Source organism: Bacillus sp. Marseille-P3661, assembly GCF_900240995.1.
In the GTDB taxonomy this organism is placed as follows: Bacteria; Bacillota; Bacilli; order Bacillales; family Bacillaceae_J; genus OESV01.
Window position 1 is genome coordinate 164,855 of record NZ_LT965955.1, and the last position, 23,196, is coordinate 188,050.

Consider the following 23,196-nt stretch of genomic DNA (forward strand, 5'->3'; position numbering starts at 1 on the left):
GAGTTATGTTTTCATTTTTTAAACGTGTAAAAACTGTAGTTGAGTCTGAGTTAAATGCAATGCTAGATAAGGCGGAAGATCCAATAAAGATGCTCGATCAATTTATGCGCGAAATGGAAGCGGATATCCGTGATGCTGAAACAGCAGTAGCGAAGCAAATTGCGAACGAAAAAATGCTACAAAAAAAGTATGAAGATGCTGAAAGAATGGTCGAAAAACGTGAAAGTCAGGCAATTAAAGCATTAGAATCTGGTAATGAGGATCTTGCTAGAAGAGCTTTAGAGGATAAAAAAATACATCAATCCACTGCAAACTCACTTAAAGAATCATATACAAGAGCGAAACAAGATGCAGATACTTTAAGAGTCAAATTGGATGAAATGAAAAGTGAATATAATGAAATGAAATTGAAGAAGGATGCTTTAAAAGCAAGAGCAGAATCTGCTAAAACAAGAACAAAAATGAATCGTGCTATGTCGAGCATAGGTGGGGATGAGGGAAGAAGAGGTTTTGAGCGTATGAAGGAGAAAGTTTTGCGCTATGAAGCCGAAGCAGAAACGAGTGACGAGCAGCGGTTTTCAAGTCGCAGCTTAGATGATGAACTAGAAGCGCTAGATAAAGGTAATGGCGTAGATGATGAGCTAGCAGCATTGAAAAAAAAGCTTGGTAAGGAATAATCATTTATAGACACCATATGAATAGTTGGGAGATATGATGCATCCCCAAAATTGAAGGGATGTTTACCACCTGAGCAATTTTAGCTCGCTAAGTTGGAATAGAAAGCGGGGGAATCTATGAAAAAGCCACTTCTTGCCCTCATTCTCACTTTCACATTATTATTGGCTGCATGCTCATCAGAGAATGGTGGGTTATTTAAAGAAGGCATTGTTGAATTTATCAGCAATGAATATACGATTTATGATACAGTGTCTAGTGCAACAGATTCTGCAAATTTTTCAGAAATATATATAGCAGAAAATCAAACAGTTGATGCGGTTGCAGCAAACATAATTTCCCATCAACAGCCAATTGAAATGAGTGAGATGAAGGAAGGAAAGCAGGTACTTATATATGAAAATCTTTTCGTCATTTTAACAGCGGATGATGAGAATCAAGGAAATACCTATATTGAGGTAGCAAACAATCAGTTTATAAGGGATAACTATAGTTATGATTTTTTTGACGGTTTATTTCTGGCCTGGGTATTAGATGATGTATTGGATGTTGATGATTGGGGTAAAAAGCGGCAAATGAAATGTAAGCAGTATCCTGAAAATTGTTACGATGGCTATGGCCACTCGGGAGGCAGTTTTAAAGGGCTTAATAAAACACCAACGATCCGTAATGGAAGTTCATCTGTACGTGGCGGTGGGCCTGGTGCTGGGAAATAGGAGAAGGAGGCGGTATTATGCAAGCAATTTTATTAACAGTAATGTATTTTGTTCTGGCTATTATCATTGTAATTATCGGTTTAACTATTTTTGAAGTACTGACAAGGCAATATAAGGATTGGGATGAAATCCGCAATGGAAACAAGGCGGTTGCTCTTTCAATTACAGGAAAAATTATTGGTATATGTATTGTCCTAGCTTTTTCTATCTATCATAGCTCACAGTTAACCGATACATTAATATGGGGTGCAATCGGTGTGGTTCTTCAATTGGCAGCCTATTTGTTATTTGAGTTATTTACCAGGAAATTTTCTGTTGAGGAAGAGTTAAAAAAAGAAAACGTTTCTGTTGGGATTATAAGTTTAGGAGTTTCAATTGGCTTAGCGCTAGTTATCGGGGCATCAATTACGTAAAAAACTCCCTAGAAGGGACTTGAAATATGAAAGATAGTCTTAAACAAACCAATGCAATTTACTGGTCTTCAGGGATAGTATCTATTTGTGGCATCATATATGAGGTGTTATTTGGAGCAGCGGGCTCTTATATTTTGGGAGATGGGATTAAGCAATATACGTTGACCATTTCCCTTTTTCTTACGGGTATGGGGGTTGGTGCATACATAAGTGAAAAGGTAACGCGACATTTAATTATTTATTTTGTGTGGATAGAATTTCTAATAGCGATAATTGGCGGTTTTTCCACTTTCCTTCTTTTTGGTATAACAGCCTTTTTAAGTGATGGTACGGATGCATTTTTCCTATATTTTATAACAGTTGTAGTTGGGACCTTGACCGGTGTTGAATTGCCGATCCTAATTCGTAAAGCTAATGAGATTGGAGAAACACTAAATAGAAGTGCTGCAAGAGTTCTTCTTTCCGATTATGCAGGCGGGTTAATAGGCGGATTATTATTTTTATATTTACTTCGCCCACAATTAGGATTGGTAAAAACCGCATTTGTTGTGGCTTTTATAAATGCTTGTGTGGCACTTTGGCTACTGTATTATTTTAAAAAGGATATTAAGAGAGTGAAAATGCATGGGTTTGCAGGTATTTTCATTATCATACTTCTGCTAGGTGGGATTTTTTTTGGTGAGGAAACAGCTTTTACATTTGAGCAAAAGTTGTATCGTGACCCAATTATCTATAATCAGCAAACGCCTTATCAACAGATTATTTTAACTAAAGAGCAAGGTGATTTAAGGCTGTTTTTAGATGGACAGCTTCAATTTAGTTCAGCAGATGAATACCGTTATCATGAGACACTAGTACATCCAGCAATGGCTCTTAGTGGGAATAAACAAAGTGTATTAATCTTAGGTGGTGGTGATGGTTTAGCAGTACGGGAGTTACTAAAATATGATGCTATTGAATCCATCACACTTGTTGATCTTGATCCTAAGGTTGTTGAGCTAGCAAAAACACATCATGATCTTGTGCAGCTTAATCAACATTCACTTAAAGATGTAAGAGTCAAAGTTGTTCACCAAGATGCATTTAAGTTTCTAGAAAAGACATCCGATTATTATGGTGTAATATTGGTCGATTTACCGGACCCCAATAATGAATCATTAAATAAACTGTATACGCAAGAGTTTTATCAATTAATTCGTAATCATTTACTTCCTGGAGGAAGTGTTATGATTCAAGCAACAAGTCCAACCTTTGCAACGGAAGTATATTGGGGAATCAATAAAACGGTTCAGGCGGCTGGGCTAGAAACTGCTAATTTACATGTTGATATTCCTAGCTTTGGAGATTGGGGATTCGTAATAGCAAAACGCGAACAAATATCTTGGGATGGCATTACAATTCCAGTAGATACACAGTTTTTAACGACAGAGGTTCTACATGGGTTACGATCGTTTGGTAAAGATATTGACGAAAATATCGTTAATAATCAAGGGGAAAAGATTCAAATTGAGGTAAATACTTTATTAGATCCTATATTACTTCAAAAGTATTTAGAAGCATGGCGGTACTATTAGATGGAACTTACCTACCGGCAGCAAGTTTCATAAGCATTAAATTTTAAGGGATAAATGCCTGAAAGTTTTTCGCATTTATCCCTTAGTTTATTGAATTTGTGAATTTTTACGATCGTGAATTTTTAGGATTAGTTTTCCGAATGGCTTTGCAAAAGGGAGGACGATTAATGAGGTTATGATATTAAAGGTCACGCTGATGTGTGCCAGCTGTACATCCGGGTGTGGCGATAAGATAGTACCCAAACTAGCAAGGAGCTCAATAAATGGGTAGAATGCAAACACTCCTATCACATTTAGCCATGTATGAGCATAAGCAGTAAGCTTTGCTTCTCTACCAGAGCCAATGGCGGCAATTAATGCGTCCACACATGTTCCGATATTTGCGCCAAGAATGATGGCAATGCCTGTTTCTAAATCCATTGTACCTGCTGAAAGAAACCCCATTATTATTCCTGTAGTGGCTGTACTTGACTGGATAATAGCAGTAAGAACTATGCCTGCTAAAACTGCGTAAAATCGGTTGCTGTCTAAAGTGAGCAGTAAATTATTAATATACTCCATATCCCTTAATGGAGCTGCTAAAGTTTCAAACCCCCACATGGCTCCGAAAACTGCAGATAACCCAAGAAGTACTAATCCAGAGTTACGTATATTCTTTCGTTTTATTATAAACAAAATGCCACCAACAATCGCAATTGGAATAATATATGATTCTATATTAAATGTAATTAATTCTGTGGTTACAGTTGTTCCTATGTTTGTCCCTAAAATGATCCCAATGGATTGAGTAAAGGTGAGCATCTTAGCAGCAACTAAACCAATTGTAATAATCATTACAGCTGAACTGCTTTGCAAAATAGAGGTAATAACTGTGCCGACAATAATGCCTTTCCATGGGGCATCCGTTAGAGTTACTAGCCAGCTTTTAAGCGAGTCAGCTGAAAGGTTGAAAAGACCTGTTCGTAGAAAATACATTCCTACTAAAAATAATCCGATCAGAAGAGTAAATAAAAAAAACTCGAGCATCTTTAAACCTCCTTTCTAAAGTATTAATGTTAAGAAGGGTTCATGACTTGTGATATAGAGTAGGGTACGCAAGTGCATACCCAACCTGTGAAGGAATTTCTAATGTTTTGTAGATTTTTGTATGATGAGTATTGGATCCGCATTTGGGTAATTTGTTGTGCTTTCTTTTTGAGAATCCCAATTTTCTATTATATCTTTAAGTACTTTGTTCATTTGTTGGGCCATTAAAATTCTTAAGAGTAACATTCCTGAAAGAAGTAACCCGATAATAAGGGTAAACATAAGTAATTGAACCAAGACCTCACCCCCTTTCTTAAGTTAATATATGTATTCTAGGTAGGACATGCGTGGGCAAAGGATAAGAATAGAATAAAATGTGTAGAAATACTATGTTAAGCCAAATAACCCTACAAAAACAGTAGGGCTTTTAGGCACATTGTTGCTCTTCTTTATTTATTTGTTAAGATGCTTTTTTAATTTTTTGCTTACGATTTTTTTCCGCTTTCTTTCGATCCAATTTACTTTCTTTCTTTTTCCTGCCTTTCTTTTTATCTTTCTTCTTATCTTTCTTTTTATCTTTTTTCCTTTTTTCCTCTTTTGGACTATTATTTTCTACCTGTGCCATTTCTTCATTTGTAAGTGGAATCGGCGTTTTTGTCCATTCAGCATGTGTGGCAGGATCCATTACTTTAACTTGTTCAAGGAAGGTATCTAAGAACCCTCTTTCGTGAAGATTTTGAAACAGCTCAAGCGGTCTATCTTGTTCCCGAGTGAATGAAAACACATGATCAACCATTTTAAAGCCAGCTTTTGTTACAAAGATATGCCTTAATGGAGTATCAATTTGTTTAAACCCAGATTTTTTCATAGTCGTTAAAATTTCAAGTAAACGTCTTGTAACATCCTCGGATAGTTCAGATTGCTTTTTAAGGTAGGAGTTTAAATCAGGACCTAATAAATATTCCATGACAACATAATTGGGCCCAGTTTCATAGACCTTTGGAATAAATGATAACTTTTGGTTAGATGTGAGAACTTTACTTTCTTGCTTACAATTTTCTACTTTTGGGTAGATCTTAACACATCGATCTTCAGCTATTCGATAAACAGCCCCTTGATGGCCTTTCCCAATTAGTGGTTGGGACACTGAGCTGTCAACCTTTACACCTTCTCCAGATTCGCCAGAAGTAACAGGGATATTTTTATAGTCTAATTTATTTTCATTGAAGTAGTCTTCCCACTTTTTAAAGGTATTAGGTTCTAGTTTCTTTACTCGAGATAAAAAGGAGTCTTTTAATAAAATAATATTTAAGTCCCTTAGTAATTTTAGTGGTACTGGGTGCATCCTTTTAAAGGCGTTTACATGGTCTACTATTTTTAATTCCTCATTTTCTAAAACAAAAATATGTCGCAATGGGGCATCAATCATTGTAAATTTTGCTTTTTCCAATTCCTTTAAGATGGTTAGAAGCTTTATGGTGATCGATTCAGGGATATATGTGCAATTTCGGAGGTATTCTTTTAATGTCGGGGCATTAAAATATTCCATAACGATATAGTTTGGGCCTGATTTATATAATTTAGGAAAGAAGGGAAGCTTTTGTCCGGCCTTCAGAGCTTCTGTTTCCATTTTTGCTTGAAGTGGGTCTGTGTAAATTTTTACACACTTTTCTTCTGAAAGTTTAAAGACAGCTCCTTGCGATCCCATACCAATGAGTGGATAGTTTGTAGGATTATCAATTAGTAGGGTTTTTACGCCTTTAGTTACTTTAATTGCTTTAAAGTCCACGATTATTTACCTCCTAACAATTGATCATAATAGTGCGCTTGTAATTGAAGTTGTTGTTTAGCATCAAACATTGTTTCAACTTTATCCCGTGCAGCAACGGTGTATGTTTCCCACATTGACCTTTGGTTCAACATAAACTCAAGAGCATCAGCAAGTTGATCTACATTGTTTTCTTGTACTAAAAAACCTTCGCGATTATGAGTGATCAATTCAGGAATACCTGCATGGTCTGTTGAAATAACTGGTACACCAAGCGCCATTGCTTCTTTCAGTGTATTTGGAATTCCTTCTACGTCACCGTTGGATGCTACCATGCTTGCCGCACAAAATAAATCAGCGTTAGCCATATGCACGCGAACTTTGTCTTTATGAAGACGGTTTAATAACCGAAAAGAGTCGCCTAAATTTAGTTGGGACGCCAAAGTTGAAATATACTCGTGAAGCTCGCCACCGCCAATAATAGTTAATGTAGCTTTAGGAAATTTATCTTTTATTTTTTTAAACGCCTGCATTAAGATATGGTGTCCTTTTTTCTCTACCAATCTACCTACTGAAAGAATGTTTTGAGATCCCTCTATACTTGGTGCGCGATATTGGTATTTACTTAAATCAACTCCGCCATATAAGACCTTGATTTTTTCGGGGGGACAGCCCCAATCATTTATCCTCTCGCCTAAATATTTACAAACAGGGTAAAACTCTTCTCCTTGTTCAAAAAGCATTTTCATGTTATCCAAATAACCAACAGGTTGGTCAGCCATCGTGGCATCTCTACCCCGAATACTTGTTACAAGCGGGAGCTTTGTTTTTTCTTTAAATGGGAGTAGTAATATACCTAATTGGCCGTGATGGGCATGTAGAAGAGAGACCTTATTTTTCTTTATAAATTCAACTGGTGAAAATATTTCGTTGAGATAATGAACCTTTTCATTAAGTAATGACATGTCTGTCATATACTTTGGTTGTCGTACCAGATGAATATAATCATAACCCGGTACTTCGCGAATCTGGGGAATATATTGGGTGGGGTCTACTCTTAAGTTTAAATGCATAGCTTTCGGCAAAAAAATCTTCTCCTTTCAACCTAATGTTCTGGTTATAGGATAAATTATGCATAAAAAAATAGAGGGGCATGGATAAATGACCATAAAATGTATAGGTTTTCGTGTTTAGGAGCCCTTTTTTTGAAGAGGAGCAATATTAAATTAATAAATTCATTTATTAAGAGCCTTTGCAGTACTAAATTAGTCCCAATAATTTATGGGGTTTGTACGATACATTTAATGTGTGTTGAGCCCCTTTTTTATTAATAGGTATCTACCGTTTCAAGTTCTATCACTACTTCATAGTCTATTTCTAAAGGTATAGAAGGGGGTGATAAATTTGTTTGGTTTTTCAATGGTTCAAATGGTAAGGTCAAATGCTGAAAAATTAGATCGACCATTACGCGATAAAATATTAAACTTATATAAGCCGTTTAAATGGACTCCTTGTTTTTTGCACAAATTTTTTGAAGGCACTTTAAAAAATACTAAAAAACTATCAGTTATTATCGAGTTTAATAAGGGCTGTTATGATGTTGGCTGCGAAGAGATAAATGGAATTATGAAAAATCACTTCCGTAATAGAATTTCCCACCACTTTTCAAGGATTTCCTGCTGTAGTGCAGACGTAACCCCTAATAGTTTAGAGGAGATTCTTTCTAATTGTAAGCATATAAAAAGGGTTCACCTAAATAGAGAAGTTAAAGCCTTTCTGGATGTTGCAGTGCCTTCAGCAAATGCAGCCAATGTAGTTAGAAATGACGTTAAGCTAACAGGTAAAGGTGTAAAAATAGCCATAATAGATACAGGGATTTATCCGCATCAGGATCTTTCAGGGAGAATTACTGATTTTGTTGATTTTATAAATAATAGAACAGAGCCGTATGATGATAACGGACATGGAACACATTGCGCTGGAGATGCAGCAGGAAACGGCATGGCTTCTTCATTTAAATATGTGGGACCAGCTCCAGAAGCGAATCTAGTAGGAGTAAAAGTTTTGGATAAAATGGGATCAGGCTCATTAGAAACAGTTATGCAAGGAGTAGAGTGGTGTATCCAATATAATGAAAATAACCCTACTAGTAAAATTGACATTATTAGCATGTCGTTAGGAAGTACAGCTCAGACTTTTGCTAATGAAGATGCCGATCCAATGGTTCAAATTGTTGAGGAAGCATGGGGATCTGGTATTATCGTGTGTGTTGCAGCTGGAAATGAAGGACCAAGAAGCAGTTCGATAGCTAGCCCGGGTCTTAGTGACAAAGTAATAACTGTTGGTGCTCTTGATGATAGGGATACAATGGAAACAAAGACTGATGATGATGTTGCTAACTTCTCTAGTAGAGGGCCGACCATCTATGGGGTAACCAAGCCAGATATTTTGGCGCCTGGTGTTAATATTGTTTCATTACGATCACCTAACTCTTACTTGGATAAATTACAAAAATCTAGTCGAGTAGATAGTGATTACTTTGTATTATCAGGTACATCGATGGCTACACCAATATGTGCTGGAATTGCTGCCTTAATTAAACAAAATAACCCTAACATACAACCATATCAAGTTAAAAACGCTTTGAAGCAGGGAGCAGACTACTGGAGTGGTAAAGATCCTAACATATACGGCGCGGGTTATATAAATGCGGAGAACTCCATTTATTAAGAGTAGATAGGCAGATGTTTTTATATTAACTGAATTTCGTTAAAAAAGGTTCCCCTTCCAAGCTGAAAGGGAACCTTTTTTCATGATTTTGGTGAAGGTTGTGGAAAATAAAATAATATTGTGGGAAATAGTTAACTATGAGATACTACACAAGAATAAATTAATGTTACTTTTATGGAGGACTTCTAAGTTGTATCAGACAGTTGCAAATAAGTTAGGACATGGACTTTATATGAGACAGAACAACAAGTTTTTATGGGTAAATGAAAGCTTTGCTGAAATATTTGGATATTCAAAGGTAGATGTTCAAAAATTAAATTATCTTGATCTTATTTATCCAGACGACCGCAACAAGCTGTTACAATTAGTACTGAAATCTTATGCACGTGAAATAGAACAGTATGAAATAGAAATAAGAGGTATCAAAAAAGACGGGACAATAATTGATATTTCTGTAACGAATAAGAGAATAGAATATGAAGGCCAATCTGCTTCGATAGGTTCAGTTATCGATATAAGTGGTCGTAAGAAGATTGAATTGCAATTAAAAAAGAGCCAAGAACGTTATCAAAATCTTGTAGAAAATGCTCCTGTAGGAATAATCGTACATCAGAAAGGCATAATTGAATATGCTAACCCAATGGCGCTTAATTTACTAGGGGCCAATGTTAAAAGCGACATAATTGGGCAATCAATTTATACAATCGTTCACTTTAATTTTAAAGAAATTGTAACTAAACGAATTGAGAGTATAGAAAATTTGGGGCAATCTGTTCCACCCATGCATCAAAAATTTATCCGGTTGGATGGTAGAGAAATAGATGTGGAGGTAAGTGGAATACCTATTTTGTTAAATGATTTCCCTGCAATTGAAATCATGTTTTGGGACGTTACTGTTAAGAAAAAAGAAGAGGAATTGATCAAATATCGTGCTTATTATGATACACTTACAGATTTACCAAACCGCAACAAATTCCAATTAGACTTTGCAGAGGAAATTAACAAGTATCAAACATTCACAGTTATGTATATAGATTTGGAAGGCCTTAAGGAAATAAATGATTACTATGGTTCCCAAGCGGGTGATATAGTACTTATCAAAATTGCAGCGCGATTATCAGGAACAATCGGCCAAAAAGGATTAGTATATCGAATGAATGGCGATGAATTTTCAGTCGTGTTTCCAGGGCAACTTTCGTCTAAAGAATTAGATGAAATTTCCAAGACGACCCATCGAATATTAAAGCAACCAATTTATACTTGTAATACTACTGTTAATGTTTCTTTAAATATAGGTGTAGTTTATTACCCAAATGATGGTGGAGAAATGGATATGCTTCTTCGCCACGCAAATATGGCAATGAACTATGCGAAGAAAACCAATTCATTCTATAAGAAATATGATTTTTAATAAATTTAAATAATATGATAGGTGAAAGTGGTGTCTTCCGGATACATTATTAAAAATATGAGCCGGTGAGATAGACACTTTTTTCTTTGATAAATATATCTATAATGTGGAATAATCGTGAACTTTAAGTGAAATTTAAGGAAAAAAAGCCCGGTTGAATTGCTCAACCGGGCTTTCAATCGTTAACACCACAGGAGACCCAACCATGCCAAATCCTATTTGGGAATGTACCCTTTTTAGGTTACATTTGAACCATAATGGACTTAGATTTCACTTCTGTTTCAAAATCAAGTGTGCAGCCCAGCTAAGGGACTGCCAAAAGAAGTGAAGAATTTAAGCTTAATCAGGATTGTGATAGCTCCGTGAACAGGAGACTCATGCTCCTGCAAGATAGGTTTTATTAAATTTTAGACTCAATCTTATACTTTTTCCTATACTTGATAGTTACAGTTCCAAACTTTTCTGCAGAATATTTCATTGAATTACATCTAGTAGATAAGATCTAGATCGTGTGTGAATTAGGGTTTTTGGTCAAAATTAAAGTCAATGGGGGTTGAATTCTAGTTAACTAGTTACTCGACGGTAACTTAGTTTAAGCTAGTTATTGACTTCCTTACATAATGTAAGGATTGACTATTAACTCTATCAACTATTACTGATTAAAATCTTATCGGTGATTTTTTTCAAATCACTTGGATCATACAGAAAGATTGTGTTCTGATTTTACCGTTATATAGGGCACTCACTGGGTAAATCAGAAAGAATTGTTGGTGGATTCACCTGCTTTCTAGATTTCCAAAGTGATAATACTTACTCCTAGTTTTATTTTATTACCGTTTAAAATAACGGAACTAACTAGGATGGTTGAGTCTCCTGAGATGTTAACTTGTAAGATAATTTTTGTTTTCTGTTTATCTTACATTTTTAGTATACCACCAGTCGCTGGAAAATAATGTGCATATTATGTGAACATTGAAGACTTGAAGTTCTTTTTTAAGGAATTTTTGTTAGTGAAATAAAGTAATTTACAAAAATTCATGTCCTCTTAACCGTGCGTTAACAATTGAAAGTTAAACTAAACCTATCATTACTTAAAGAAGGTGCAGCACTTGAATAGCCAGTTAGTAACAGTCTCGAGATTAGATAAAGTCTATTCATATTTAAAGTCACTAAATAATAAAAGGAAGCGTGAGATTTTCTACTTTAAAGGTTTTATGGAACTACAGCGAATCATAAAAAATAATTCTTTAGCTACGTACTTTCAACCCATTCTTAATTTGGAATCTGGAGATACGTTAGGTTACGAGGCATTGAATCGTCCTGTGTCGAAGTTTTTTTGTAATACAGAAAGTTTTTATGATTTTGTTGGGCAAACTGATCAGGTTTTTTTATTTGAGTGTTTTTGTAGAAATGTTTCAATGAAACGTTTTATTGATAGATATAAAGATGAAAAACTTAAGAGAAACTCCCTTCTTTTTATCAATATCCATCCACATGTTTTGCTGGATACTAATTACCATAGTGGTGAAACCTTACAATTACTTTGTGATCTGGGAATTGAGCCAAATCAGATTGTCTTTGAATTAACAGAAAAGAGTGCTGTAACTGACTTTGGTCAGTTTGAAAAAGTCCTTTCTAATTATCGTTCGCAAGGTTTCCGGATTGCTATTGATGATGTAGGCTCTGGCTATAATAGTCTAAAAACATTAGTGTACTTAAAACCGGAATTTATTAAATTAGATAAATCAATTATTCAGCATATTGATCGCAATAGTGAACAACAAAAGTTAGTTACTTTGTTAATTGAGTACGCTAATCAATCTGATACAAAAATTATCGCTGAAGGAATTGAACGGCTAGAGGAGCTTTCCTATATAAGAGAAAAAGGAGTACATTATGGTCAAGGATATGCATTAGGCAGACCTAAGGAGAATTTAGTGCCTGGGTATGTCCCACTCTAATCAATTTATGATTTATAAGTATTAGTGGTTAAAAGTATGAGATAGCTAGAAGGTGAACTTAAATGACAACACATGTTGGCGAAATTGTTGATTCAGTACCATGTATTCCCCAATATGTAGTAAACAAAGTAGTAAATAAGGTATTTAGTGAGAATACTAAATTACAAGGCATAGTTGTCGTAAATAATAATATACCAATATCACTCATCACTAGATCACACTTTTATCAAAAGATTGGTACGCAATATGGTTATAATTTGTATATGGGTCGAACGATCGATTTAACGGCTAAAAAAAATCCACTCATAGTAGATTATTTCCAACCTATTACAGAAGTAAGTAAATTGGCAATGGAAAGAAAAGAAGAGGATCTTTATGATTACGTTATTGTGACCAAAGAGGGTAGCTTTGCTGGAATTGTGAGCATTCAAAAACTATTAATGAAATTAGTAGAAATCCAAGTCGAAGTGGCAAGTTTTTTAAATCCGCTTACTGGCTTACCAGGAAATCAGATTATTGACAGAAAATTAACTGAGGTTATTCAACAGGAGAAATTCACTATAATATATTTTGACTTGGATAAATTTAAAGAATATAACGATACATATGGATTTAAAAAAGGAGATGAACTTCTCCTAGGTACCTCATCATTACTTGAACAAGCTTTTGACAGTACAGGCGCCTTTTTAGGGCATATTGGTGGCGATGATTTTATTGCTATATTAAATAGTTATGATTTCAATGCAATATGTGAAGGGATTATTAGCGATTTTGATATGTTTGTTAAACGGTTTTATAAATCTAAGCATCTATTACAACAGTTTGTAGAAACCGAAAACCGTCTTGGTATAAAAGAAAAAATTTCATTAGTTTCTTTGTCAATTGCGATTGTTACAAATCAGCACACTCAATTTAAAAGTGTAGAGGAACTTGCAGAGTATGCAGCGGTAGTAAAGAAAATGTGTAAAAAAGTTAAAGGAAGTTGCTGCTTAATAAATCCCTAGAGGTTATTTATAAAGAACAAGTGGCGCTTATGGGGTTAATTTGAATATGTAAATTAAATTAGAACTTAAGAACACACGCATTTACATGTAGTGTGTTCTTGTTTTTATAGCAATGTTTTTATTAAATTTTATAAGCTTTTCGGTAAAAGTAATTCTGACAGGAAGAGCAGAAAAAGTGCATGCTCAGTCAGAAACGGAGGTTGATTCTGACAGATAGAGCTAGAAGTAGCCGCGTTCAGTCGGAATCAAGAAAGATGTTATACCCGCCCTACGTTTTAAAGTTAACTCCTCACAACTAAACCCGATAAAGCGTTAAATCTCACTTCTATACTATTTAAATGAAGGTGCTTGTCCGTTCTTGCAAGTTATTAAAAAGTGCAACCGGAAAGCACCTTTTTTCATACTATTTATAATTTAAAAGCATGTAACGAGTAGTCCATTAATATAGTAAAGTAACCAGGCAGAAATATGGAACCAACTTGGACAAATGGTTCATTTCCTTTCAGCCGAGATTGGCATCTACGTATGTCATTTTCGAACTGGTAGTTAAGCCACGGCATTCAATTCAGTTTCTATTGGTAAAGGAGGCATGAATATGGTACATGTTGTTGCTTGTATAAAACAAGTACCTGATACGAAGATCATCAAGATGAATCCAAAAACAAATACAATGGATCGCAGAACAGCTCCAGCGATTTTAAATCCTTATGATGCACATGCAGTTGAAGAGGCCGTACGAATTACAAAACAGTACGGTGGTACAGTCTCAGTTTTAACAATGGGTCCTCCGCAGGCAGTTGATGCAATAAAAAAATGTATTGAAATTGGTGCAGATGAAGGGTACATGATCTCAGACCGGAGATTTGCGGGGGCTGATACGTTGGCAACAAGCTATGCCCTTTCTAAAGCGTTAGAGAAGATAGAGAAAATTCATCCGATTGACTTGATCATCTGTGGGAAAATGACCATTGATGGCGATACAGGTCAGGTAGGGCCTGGAATTGCTAGACGATTGGATATTCCCCCACTTACATCGGTGAATAAAGTAGTTGAGTTAAATATGGACGAGAAATATATGATAGTTCACCGTAAGTTAGAGGATGGATATGAAGTCGTTCAATCTACAGTACCTTGTTTATTGTCTGTTGAGAAAACAATTAATGAGGTACCTTATTCGCCTTTTCCAAATATGCTCAAAGCCGCACGATATAACCCAATTATCTGGTCAGTTGATGATTTGGAAGACGTAGATCCTAAGCAACTCGGGTTAAAGGGATCACCAACAATTGTTTCAAAAGTATGGGCACCACCAAAACCTGAAGGAGGGACTATGCTGGAAGGAAATCCACAAGAACAAGCAAATCAGTTAATTTCAATTGTTCTTGAAAAAGAGGAATTGTTTAAGGAAAAGGTGGGATATTGATGGATTTCAGTGAGTACAGTGGTGTTTGGGTTTTTATGGAGGTAAAGGATGAGAAGATTGCACCTGTTTCACTAGAGCTTTTAGGAGCAGGTAGACGACTCGCTGATAAACGAGGAACCGAATTAGCTGGGGTATTTATTGGTGAAAATATCAAGCATCTTGCCAAAACGGCTTTTGAGTATGGAGCAGATACTGTATATGTTTATGATCAATCTATTTTTAAAAACTATCGAACGGAATCCTATATGAAGGCGCTTTTAGATTGCAGTGACAAGCATAAACCGGAAATTATTCTTTTTGGTGCAACTTCAACAGGAAAAGACCTTGCTAGTGCAGTTGCAACAGACCTGCCGACAGGCCTAACAGCGGATACCACAGAGCTGGATGTTGAAGAAGATACTGGATTATTATTAGCAAGCCGGCCGGCCTTCGGGGGAAATATTATGGCAACGATTCTATGTAAAAAGTACCGCCCGCAAATGGCAACAGTACGACCGAAGGTAATGAAGGCATTAGCACCACAACAAGGCCGCACTGGAAAGTTAGTTGAAGAAACCGTTGCCATTAAGGAATCTGATATCCATACAAAGGTGTTGGAAATTGTCCGCGAAGCAACAAAGAATGTTGGAATTGATGAAGCAGACATTATTGTTGCTGGTGGAAAGGGATTAGGCAGTGCAGAAGGCTTTCAACTCGTGCACCAGTTAGCAGATGTTTTAAATGGGGCAGTCGGTGCAAGTCGTGATGTTGTCGAAGCGGGATGGATTTCACATCCACACCAAGTTGGTCAAACAGGCTTAACAGTCACACCTAAAATTTATTTTGCAATTGGGATTTCTGGGGCTATTCAGCATGTTGTTGGAATGAAAAACTCAGGTTTAATTATTGCTATCAATAAAGATCCGAAAGCACCGATTTTTGAGAGCTGCCATTATGGAATAGTAGGGGATGCTTTTGAAATTTTGCCAATTCTAATTGAGGGATTCAAACAGGCTTTATCTCAAAAGGAGGTAACATCTAATGCCAGAGAAGTTTGATTGTATTGTTGTTGGTGCGGGACCAGCCGGGATCTCCTGCGCTTATGAACTAGCAAAAGGAGGCGCAAACGTATTACTGATTGAACGAGGTGAATATCCTGGTTCCAAAAATGTAATGGGCGGTGTGCTTTACCGGAAAATGATGGAAGATGTTATCCCTGAGTTTTATAAAGAGGCACCGTTGGAACGCCCAATTGTTGAACAAAGATTTATGATGATGGATAAAGAATCAGCGGTCACATTTGGTTATAAGGGAATGGAATGGTCAAAAGAGCCATATAACAACTTCACAGTATTGCGAGCAAAATTTGATCAATGGTTTGCAAATAAGGCTGTTGAACAAGGTGCCTTGTTAGTTAACGAAACAACAGTTAGAGAATGTATTGTAGAGAATGGCAAAGTTGTTGGCGTTAGAACTGATCGTCCGGATGGAGATGTATATGCTGATGTTGTTGTTTTAGCAGACGGTGTTAACTCACTGTTGGCAAAATCTCTTGGATTTCATAAAGAGTACAAACCAGACGAAGTTGCGTTAGCAACAATGGAAATATTGAAACTAGATAGTAAGGTGATTGAAGATCGCTTTAATTTAGAAGAAAATCAAGGATGTACAATTGAATTATTCGGCGACGCAACGAAAGGAATTTTAGGTACAGGTTTTCTATACACAAATAAAGACACATTAAGTATCGGGGTTGGGACATTACTTTCAGGTTTAATTAAGCATAAGATTAGACCGTATGAATTATTAGAGTATGTTAAGAATCACCCAATGATTCGTCCATATATACAAGGTAGTGAACCACAGGAATATTTAGCCCATCTAATTCCAGAAGGTGGATATAATTCAATGGGCAAAATCGTTGGTGACGGCGTAATTGTCATTGGTGATGCCTCCCAGTTAGTAAATGCTATTCACCGTGAGGGATCGAATCTTGCAATGACATCAGGAAGATTGGCAGCTGAAACAGTATTATTAGCAAAGGAAACTGGCGATTTCTCTGAGAACTCTCTTAGCTATTATCGTACGAAATTAATGAGTGGATTTGTTGGTCAAGATATGAAGAAATATAAAGACTCTACACATCATTTTGATAAATTCCCACAATACTTTGATCAATATATTCCAATGATGAATAAAGCTGCAAGTCAGTTTTTTACTGTTGATGGCAAATCGAAGTGGGAGAAACAAAAATCAATTTTGAGAGATATGGGTACATCAAAGGAGAAATTCAAAATTGCTCGTGATGTTTATCGAGCATGGAAGGTGATGAAGTAATGAGTGAACAGAAGAAATATTCAACAGTTGAGGAGAAACAGTACCTTGTTCGCTTTAAAGCTGATACCAAATCACATCTTCATGTAACAGATCCAGACATTTGTTTAACAAAATGTCCTGATAAAATTTGCACAATTTTTTGTCCCGCAGAAATTTACAAATGGGAAGATATACGAATGCATATAGGCTATGAAGGTTGTCATGAATGTGGAAGCTGCAGGATTGGTTGCCCACATCAAAATATTGAATGGGAGTACCCAAAGGGTGGTCATGGAATTATTTTTAGACTAGGATAGTGTTATAGTGGGTAGGGCTAACCATATGGGTAGTCCTTATTTTTTATTTAGGGGTATATTGCTGATAAATTTGTGGAAATAATTAAAAGTCTATGGAGATGCGTATATATATGGAGAGTGGGTTAAGGCCCCAATGGTGACAAGTATTAAACGTTGGTTTATGTAAAATGTTTCACATGGAACATTAAAAAGAGAGGAAAGAAATAGCGCTTTATTTTTCTATTTATTAAAAAATTAGGTATGGATAGCGGCGAGCTGGTCTTGCTTTGCAATGTTTGTCAGTTGTTTCATAAATTCAATGCCTTCATGTATGGACTCGAAAATTGAGGAAACAAAATATGGTAGTAGGTAGTCAAATTCGCCATTGGCCCTTAATGGATAAATAACAACCTTCCAGTGAATGGTATTACTGTTATACTCTTCTCCTTCTAAGGCAATTAACCAGTGTGTGAAACTATCTACAGATTCAAGGGCTGCAGCGGTGTTTCTCATTGCTAATCGATCGTTTTCTCCAATTGATATAGGAGCACTTTGATAAAATTCTCTGAAATTAGGGGTTTTTGTCATACACACATCTCCTTATTGTTATTATTGGAAACGGTTGCAGTAAAGTATTGTTTAAAATAGTATATGTTGTATAAAATTAAAAGATTAATATTTTTTTAAAATTCAGAAAAAATAACGTTTCGGTATTCCGTGCTTGCCTTTCATTATAATTTAAGTCTAAGTAGTATGTTAAGTTTATAAAAAATATGGAAACTACAAATGATATAAAAGATATTGACATTAACTAGTTTTCTTGCAATAATAAAGTCAATTAAATACTGGTACCTTTAATTCAGTCCCGTGAGGCTGACAAGGACAGCGGAAAGTATGATAGCACTAGGTGAAGTATAGCTTTGTATACTTATTGTTTATCATACATTAAACAGGCTACTTGTCGGAAAACGGCAAGTAGCCTGTTTTTTTTCCAAAACGTCTAGAAAAATCGAAGAACACTTCGGTACCAGTTGTAATAATCACAACATTGGAGGAATTGGTATGAAAAAAGTAGACTTAGATTTTTCGTTAGAAGCGGTGCCACAATCACATCGCCATGGATTTTGGAAAATGCTCGTTGTAATGCTGGGACTGACATTTTTCTCAGCTAGTATGTTATCAGGCGGAACATTAGGGATGGGATTAACACTTGTTCAATTTATTGGAATTGTGTTAGCAGGAAATTTAATACTAGGTGCTTATACTGGAGCTTTAGCATATATTGCAGCAAAAACTGGTTTATCAACACATCTCTTAACTCGCTATGCGTTTGGTGAAAAAGGTTCGTACTTATCTTCATTTTTATTAGCGGGTACACAGGTAGGTTGGTTTGGAGTCGGTGTAGCGATGTTCGCAGTTCCTGTTCAGAAGGTAACAGGAATGGATATGAATTTACTAGTTATTGTGTCCGGGCTTTTAATGACAATCACAGCGATTTATGGAATGAAGGCTTTAGCGATCTTAAGTTTTATAGCAGTACCATTAATTACGGTTTTAGGAAGTTTTTCAGCTTTTAAAGCAACAGAAACAGTCGGTGGTTTTGAAGGATTATTACAATACCAACCGGCAGAAGCAATTGGCTTAGCTGCAGCGTTAACAATTTGTGTAGGGTCATTTATTAGTGCAGGAACATTAACACCAGACTTCACAAGATTTGCACATACAAAACGCTCTGCAGTTATTACAACGGTGATCGCTTTCTTTATCGGAAATTCATTAATGTTCGTCTTTGGAGCAATTGGTGCGATTGCAACAGGCCAATCAGATATTTCAGAAGTAATGTTTATTCAGAAGTTAATACTGCCAGCAATCTTAGTGCTTGGATTAAATATTTGGACAACCAATGATAACGCCCTTTACGCATCTGGTTTAGGTTTTTCAAACATTACAAAAATCAAGAAAAGTAAGGTTGTTGTGTTTAACGGAATCGTTGGTACAATTGCAGCAATGTGGCTTTATAACAACTTTGTAGGCTGGTTATCTATCCTAGGCGCAACATTACCGCCAATCGGTGCAATCATTTTAGCAGATTATTTTATCGTAAATCGTGGAAAATATAAAAAGTTTGAGCAAATGAAATTTAAAGCTGTAAACTGGATTGCATTAGTAGCTTGGGGTGCGGGAGTGGTAACAGCGAATTTTGTTCCAGGTATCCCACCGGTTAATGCACTTTTAGGCTCAGCAATCACATTTGTAGTTATTTCGAAGCTTGTAGCACAAACAGAAGGTAAATCAATCGTTATTACTGAAATGGAAAAGGTGAGTTCATAATTGATTATTAAAAATGCAAAGCTTAGAGGTAAAGATGGGTTATGGAATATAGCGATAAATGCTGGAATCATAACTGAAATTACTCAAGGTAACAACGTGGAAATCGATCAAAAGGTATTGGATGTGGAGGGCTCATTAGTCCTTCCGCCCTTTATCGAACCGCATATTCATCTAGACTCAACATTAACAGCCGGTGAGCCAGAGTGGAATATAAGCGGTACATTATTTGAAGGTATTCAGCGTTGGTCACAGCGAAAAGAAAGTTTAACCCATTATGATGTGAAAACAAGAGCGAAAAAGGCGCTAAAATGGCAAATTGCCCAGGGAATACAGCATGTTCGTACACATGTAGATGTAACTGATCCTGAGTTAACAGCATTAAAAGCCTTACTTGAAGTAAAAGAAGAAATGTCAGCATATGTAGATTTACAGTTGGTCGCGTTCCCACAGGAAGGAATTTTATCATATCCGAACGGAGCAGAGCTGGTAGAGGAAGCATTAAAAATGGGTGCAGATGTTGTAGGTGGTATTCCTCATTTTGAGTTTACAAGGGAATATGGGGTGCAATCGCTTAAAACAGCTTTTGATTTAGCTGAAAAGTATGACCGTATAGTTGATATTCATTGCGATGAAATTGACGACGAGCAATCTCGTTTTGTAGAAGTTGTTGCGACTGAATCTTATGAACGTGGATTTGGCAGCCGCGTAACTGCAAGTCATACAACAGCAATGGGTTCATATAATGATGCTTATACATCTAAATTATTTAGATTATTAAAAATGTCTAACATTAACTTTGTCGCCAATCCGCTTGTGAATATCCATCTCCAAGGTCGCTTTGACTCTTATCCTAAGCGCAGAGGAATGACAAGAGTTAAGGAATTACTTGAGGCAGGTTTAAACGTTAGTTTTGGACATGACGATATTTTTGACCCATGGTACCCGCTTGGAACTGGAAACATGCTGCAGGTGCTACATATGGGAATTCATGTGGCTCAGTTAATGGGCTATGAGCAAATCGTCGATTCAATTGATTTAATTACGAAGAATAGTGCGAAGACACTACACATTGAAGATCAGTACGGAATTGAAGTAGGGAAAGCAGCTAATTTCATTGTATTAGATGCTGGTAATGAATATGAGGCAGTTCGTAAACAAGCAACAGTTCGCTATTCAATCAGAAATGGCAGGGTCATTGCTGAAACGAAACCAAGTGAAACAAATGTTATGCTTGGTGAGGTTAGCGAGAAGGTTGATTTTGAAAAATAAAGATTTATGAATAGTAGCTTAATCTCCTGGAAAAAAGTATGGGGGATTAGGCTTTTTGTTTGGTTATATTTTTATATAAAATGAGGATGGCTCGGTGAGAATCGTTATTAGTTGCTGATATTTGGCTGAAATGGATGAAATATTTCAATAGAGGGTCGATATAATCGTAAAGTGGCAGATTTCTGACTCATAGTGGATGATATATCTTAGTTTGAATACCAACTATTAGTTTTCTGCTAAATTTGAACTGTAAAAATCCCTTAGACGGGAAGTCTAAGGGATTTTAGTTCTATTAAAAAGGATATTGGCGGTCTTTTGTTTGGATAGATACCCACTTTGTTACAGTGAATTCTTCAACTACCCAAGGGTTACCAAATCTGCCTAAACCACTTGATTTATTTCCACCAAACGGGATATTCGGAGCATCATTAACCGTTTGATCGTTAATATGCGTCATCCCGGCATCCACTTGCAGTGCTAGTTCTTCGCCTTTCTTTAAATCACTTGTGAATATTGCAGAGCTTAATCCAGCTTCTGTATCATTGGCGATAGCGATGGCTTCTTCATCGGATTCTGCCTTAATGATTGTTGCAATAGGAGCAAATAGCTCTGATTGGGCTAACTTGCTGGAATTATCAACACCAGTGAACACGTAAGGCGTAAGGACATTGCCAATGCGTTGACCTTCTAAAGCAACTGTTGCTCCTTCAGCCTTAGCATCTTCGATAAATTGCAGTGCTCTATTCATTTGCTTTTCATTAATTAATGGACCGATAATCGTACTTGGATCGGTTTGGTCACCGTATGGAATCGCTTTCGCGCGTTCTACAAACTTTTCAACAAATTGATCGTATTTATCTTTGTGAACAATAATGCGGTTAATAATCATGCAGATTTGACCTTGGTGAATGAACTTTCCAAAGATCGCTGCATTAACAGCTTGATCCACATCTGCATCTGATAAAACAACAAACGGGCTGTTGCCTCCAAGTTCAAGGGCAACGCGCTTTAAATTTTGACCAGCAATTGCACCAATATGGCGGCCAACTGCAGATGAACCAGTAAAGCTAATTAGTTTAGCATGTCGATTTGTTAACATTGCATCGCCAATTTCGTTTATATCAGTTAGGATAACGTTTAATACGCCTTTTGGTAGACCAGCATATTCAAATGCTTTAGCAATAATAGAGCCGCCAGATAAGCCAACTTGAACATCAGGCTTATGTACAACGCTATTTCCTAAGGCAATCGCTGGTGCAATTGTCCTCATTGATAGATTCAAAGGAAAATTGAAAGGTGAAATAGAAGAGACAACACCTAACGGTAGACGATGGATATGATTTAATTTATCGCCGACAGCCGGGACTTCTCTTATCTTGCCAACTTCATCTGCATATTTAATAGATTCCTCTAAAAATTCTAAAGCAAGATGCAATTCTACGTTTGATTTTAATACAGATCCGCCAGTCTCAAGGCCGATTGTCTTAACAATTTCTTCGCGATTATTGTTTAAATACTCGGCTGCCTTATGAAGTACTGCTCTTCTTTCTTCAACCGTAGATTTTGCCCACTCTTTTTGGGCTTCGCTTGCAAGTGTAAATGCATCTTCTACTTGCTGCTTTGTTGCTAAGCGAACAGAAGCAATCACTGAACCATCATAAGGATTTGTAATCTCAAGCGTGTTTTCGCTTTTTCCCTCTACCCATTCTCCGTTAATATAGCTTTTGTTTAAGACAGATACAGATTGCATATAAAATCCCCTTTCAATATACATAAATATGGTTGTTTTGTAGGAACCTAAGCTAGTACCATTTTATTATATACTGAATATTCCAAATTATGAAACGTGTTGCTTAGTAATTGCAAAATTTTATAAAAATATCTGAAACTATTTTTATTTACTAAACTAGAGCTCCAAGAAGAGGGGGCTGGAAAGGGAGTATAAGAGCTATTTGGAGATGGAGCCTTTATTCGTGTTTTTAAAGTATTTATTGATAACTATTCATTTAACGGCGTAGCAGATAACACAGAATACGAACAATACTTATTGACAAAAAAATAATATGCGCTTAGTATTAATAACGGAGTTTTTAAGTTTATACATGTTACAGTTGATTCGTATATTCTCGGTGATATGGTCTGAGAGTTTCTACTAGGAGCCGTAAATTCCTAACTACGAATGGGGGCACAAGTCTACCCATTTTTAGTTAGGGATTTTTTTATTAGTAGAGATTTGTTTTGGATAGATAATGAAAATAGTTAAGACTTCGCCATTAGGTTCTGAGGTGAAGTTTGTCTATTGTT

20 protein-coding genes and 1 riboswitch are annotated in these 23,196 nt (G+C 36.2%); of the genes, 14 read left to right on the top strand and 6 right to left on the bottom strand.

The window, feature by feature from the left end; genetic code table 11:
* Positions 1-5: 5 nt before the first annotated feature.
* The 4 genes from C1724_RS17800 (at position 6) to C1724_RS17815 (ending at position 3,378) form a co-directional block, all read left to right on the top strand.
* Complete coding sequence (locus C1724_RS17800; RefSeq protein WP_102348104.1) at positions 6-677, top strand: PspA/IM30 family protein; 672 nt, start codon at positions 6-8, stop codon at positions 675-677.
* Between the two features lie 117 nt (positions 678-794).
* The gene (locus C1724_RS17805) at positions 795-1,391 is read left to right on the top strand and encodes a DUF4247 domain-containing protein (RefSeq protein ID WP_102348105.1); all 597 of its coding nucleotides are present in this window, start codon (positions 795-797) and stop codon (positions 1,389-1,391) included.
* A 17-nt stretch (positions 1,392-1,408) separates the two neighbouring features.
* On the top strand, positions 1,409-1,804 hold the full coding sequence (locus tag C1724_RS17810; RefSeq protein ID WP_102348106.1) for a DUF350 domain-containing protein: 396 nt from the start codon (positions 1,409-1,411) through the stop codon (positions 1,802-1,804).
* A 26-nt stretch (positions 1,805-1,830) separates the two neighbouring features.
* Positions 1,831-3,378, top strand: coding sequence for a polyamine aminopropyltransferase (locus C1724_RS17815; protein ID WP_102348107.1), 1,548 nt, complete (start codon positions 1,831-1,833; stop codon positions 3,376-3,378).
* An 87-nt stretch (positions 3,379-3,465) separates the two neighbouring features.
* On the opposite strand, the gene C1724_RS17820 is transcribed toward C1724_RS17815, so the two are convergent.
* The 4 genes from C1724_RS17820 to C1724_RS17835 all read right to left on the bottom strand — a co-directional run bounded on the left by C1724_RS17820 (position 3,466) and on the right by C1724_RS17835 (position 7,257).
* Entirely contained in the window at positions 3,466-4,404 is a 939-nt protein-coding gene (locus tag C1724_RS17820; protein WP_102348108.1) for a Na/Pi symporter, read from the bottom strand.
* Between the two features lie 99 nt (positions 4,405-4,503).
* Entirely contained in the window at positions 4,504-4,701 is a 198-nt protein-coding gene (locus C1724_RS17825) for a hypothetical protein (protein ID WP_102348109.1), read from the bottom strand.
* A gap of 163 nt (positions 4,702-4,864) precedes the next feature.
* A complete protein-coding gene (locus C1724_RS17830; protein ID WP_258000449.1) occupies positions 4,865-6,193 on the bottom strand; it encodes a hypothetical protein in 1,329 nt (442 codons plus the stop codon).
* A gap of 2 nt (positions 6,194-6,195) precedes the next feature.
* Positions 6,196-7,257 carry a glycosyltransferase gene (locus C1724_RS17835; protein WP_102348110.1) on the bottom strand — a complete coding sequence of 354 codons (1,062 nt, stop codon included), beginning with the start codon at positions 7,255-7,257 and terminating at the stop codon, positions 6,196-6,198.
* Positions 7,258-7,576: 319 nt separating this feature from the next.
* Here C1724_RS17835 and C1724_RS17840 point away from each other — a divergent pair, with 319 nt between their 5' ends.
* From C1724_RS17840 to C1724_RS17875, 8 genes are all read left to right on the top strand, one after another.
* Entirely contained in the window at positions 7,577-8,902 is a 1,326-nt protein-coding gene (locus C1724_RS17840; protein WP_102348111.1) for a S8 family peptidase, read from the top strand.
* Between the two features lie 190 nt (positions 8,903-9,092).
* Positions 9,093-10,313 (top strand): sensor domain-containing diguanylate cyclase, encoded by a 1,221-nt coding sequence (locus C1724_RS17845; protein WP_180994323.1) that lies wholly within the window; start codon positions 9,093-9,095, stop codon positions 10,311-10,313.
* A gap of 1,109 nt (positions 10,314-11,422) precedes the next feature.
* Positions 11,423-12,274, top strand: coding sequence for an EAL domain-containing protein (locus C1724_RS17850; RefSeq protein ID WP_258000450.1), 852 nt, complete (start codon positions 11,423-11,425; stop codon positions 12,272-12,274).
* Positions 12,275-12,336: 62 nt separating this feature from the next.
* Positions 12,337-13,278: a GGDEF domain-containing protein gene (locus C1724_RS17855; RefSeq protein ID WP_102348113.1), complete on the top strand. Its 942-nt coding sequence runs from the start codon at positions 12,337-12,339 to the stop codon at positions 13,276-13,278.
* A gap of 595 nt (positions 13,279-13,873) precedes the next feature.
* Positions 13,874-14,701, top strand: coding sequence for an electron transfer flavoprotein subunit beta/FixA family protein (locus tag C1724_RS17860; RefSeq protein WP_102348114.1), 828 nt, complete (start codon positions 13,874-13,876; stop codon positions 14,699-14,701).
* Positions 14,701-15,738, top strand: coding sequence for an electron transfer flavoprotein subunit alpha/FixB family protein (locus tag C1724_RS17865; protein ID WP_102348115.1), 1,038 nt, complete (start codon positions 14,701-14,703; stop codon positions 15,736-15,738). Before C1724_RS17860 ends, C1724_RS17865 begins: the two co-directional genes overlap by 1 nt.
* Entirely contained in the window at positions 15,722-17,017 is a 1,296-nt protein-coding gene (locus C1724_RS17870; RefSeq protein ID WP_102348116.1) for an FAD-dependent oxidoreductase, read from the top strand. The genes C1724_RS17865 and C1724_RS17870 overlap by 17 nt, the downstream gene beginning before the upstream one ends.
* Complete coding sequence (locus C1724_RS17875; protein ID WP_102348117.1) at positions 16,999-17,313, top strand: ferredoxin family protein; 315 nt, start codon at positions 16,999-17,001, stop codon at positions 17,311-17,313. Before C1724_RS17870 ends, C1724_RS17875 begins: the two co-directional genes overlap by 19 nt.
* Positions 17,314-17,547: 234 nt before the next feature.
* Here the strand turns inward: C1724_RS17875 and C1724_RS17880 are convergent, their stop codons facing one another.
* Complete coding sequence (locus tag C1724_RS17880) at positions 17,548-17,880, bottom strand: hypothetical protein (protein ID WP_102348118.1); 333 nt, start codon at positions 17,878-17,880, stop codon at positions 17,548-17,550.
* 474 nt (positions 17,881-18,354) lie between these two features.
* Here C1724_RS17880 and codB point away from each other — a divergent pair, with 474 nt between their 5' ends.
* Together codB and C1724_RS17890 are read left to right on the top strand one after the other, a co-directional pair.
* Complete coding sequence (gene codB / locus C1724_RS17885; RefSeq protein WP_102348119.1) at positions 18,355-19,623, top strand: cytosine permease; 1,269 nt, start codon at positions 18,355-18,357, stop codon at positions 19,621-19,623.
* A complete protein-coding gene (locus C1724_RS17890; protein WP_102348120.1) occupies positions 19,624-20,892 on the top strand; it encodes a cytosine deaminase in 1,269 nt (422 codons plus the stop codon).
* Positions 20,893-21,184: 292 nt separating this feature from the next.
* Here C1724_RS17890 and C1724_RS17895 read toward each other — a convergent pair whose 3' ends face one another.
* The gene (locus tag C1724_RS17895; protein ID WP_102348121.1) at positions 21,185-22,642 is read right to left on the bottom strand and encodes an aldehyde dehydrogenase family protein; all 1,458 of its coding nucleotides are present in this window, start codon (positions 22,640-22,642) and stop codon (positions 21,185-21,187) included.
* Between the two features lie 346 nt (positions 22,643-22,988).
* Positions 22,989-23,088, top strand: a riboswitch (purine riboswitch).
* Positions 23,089-23,196 lie beyond the last annotated feature (108 nt).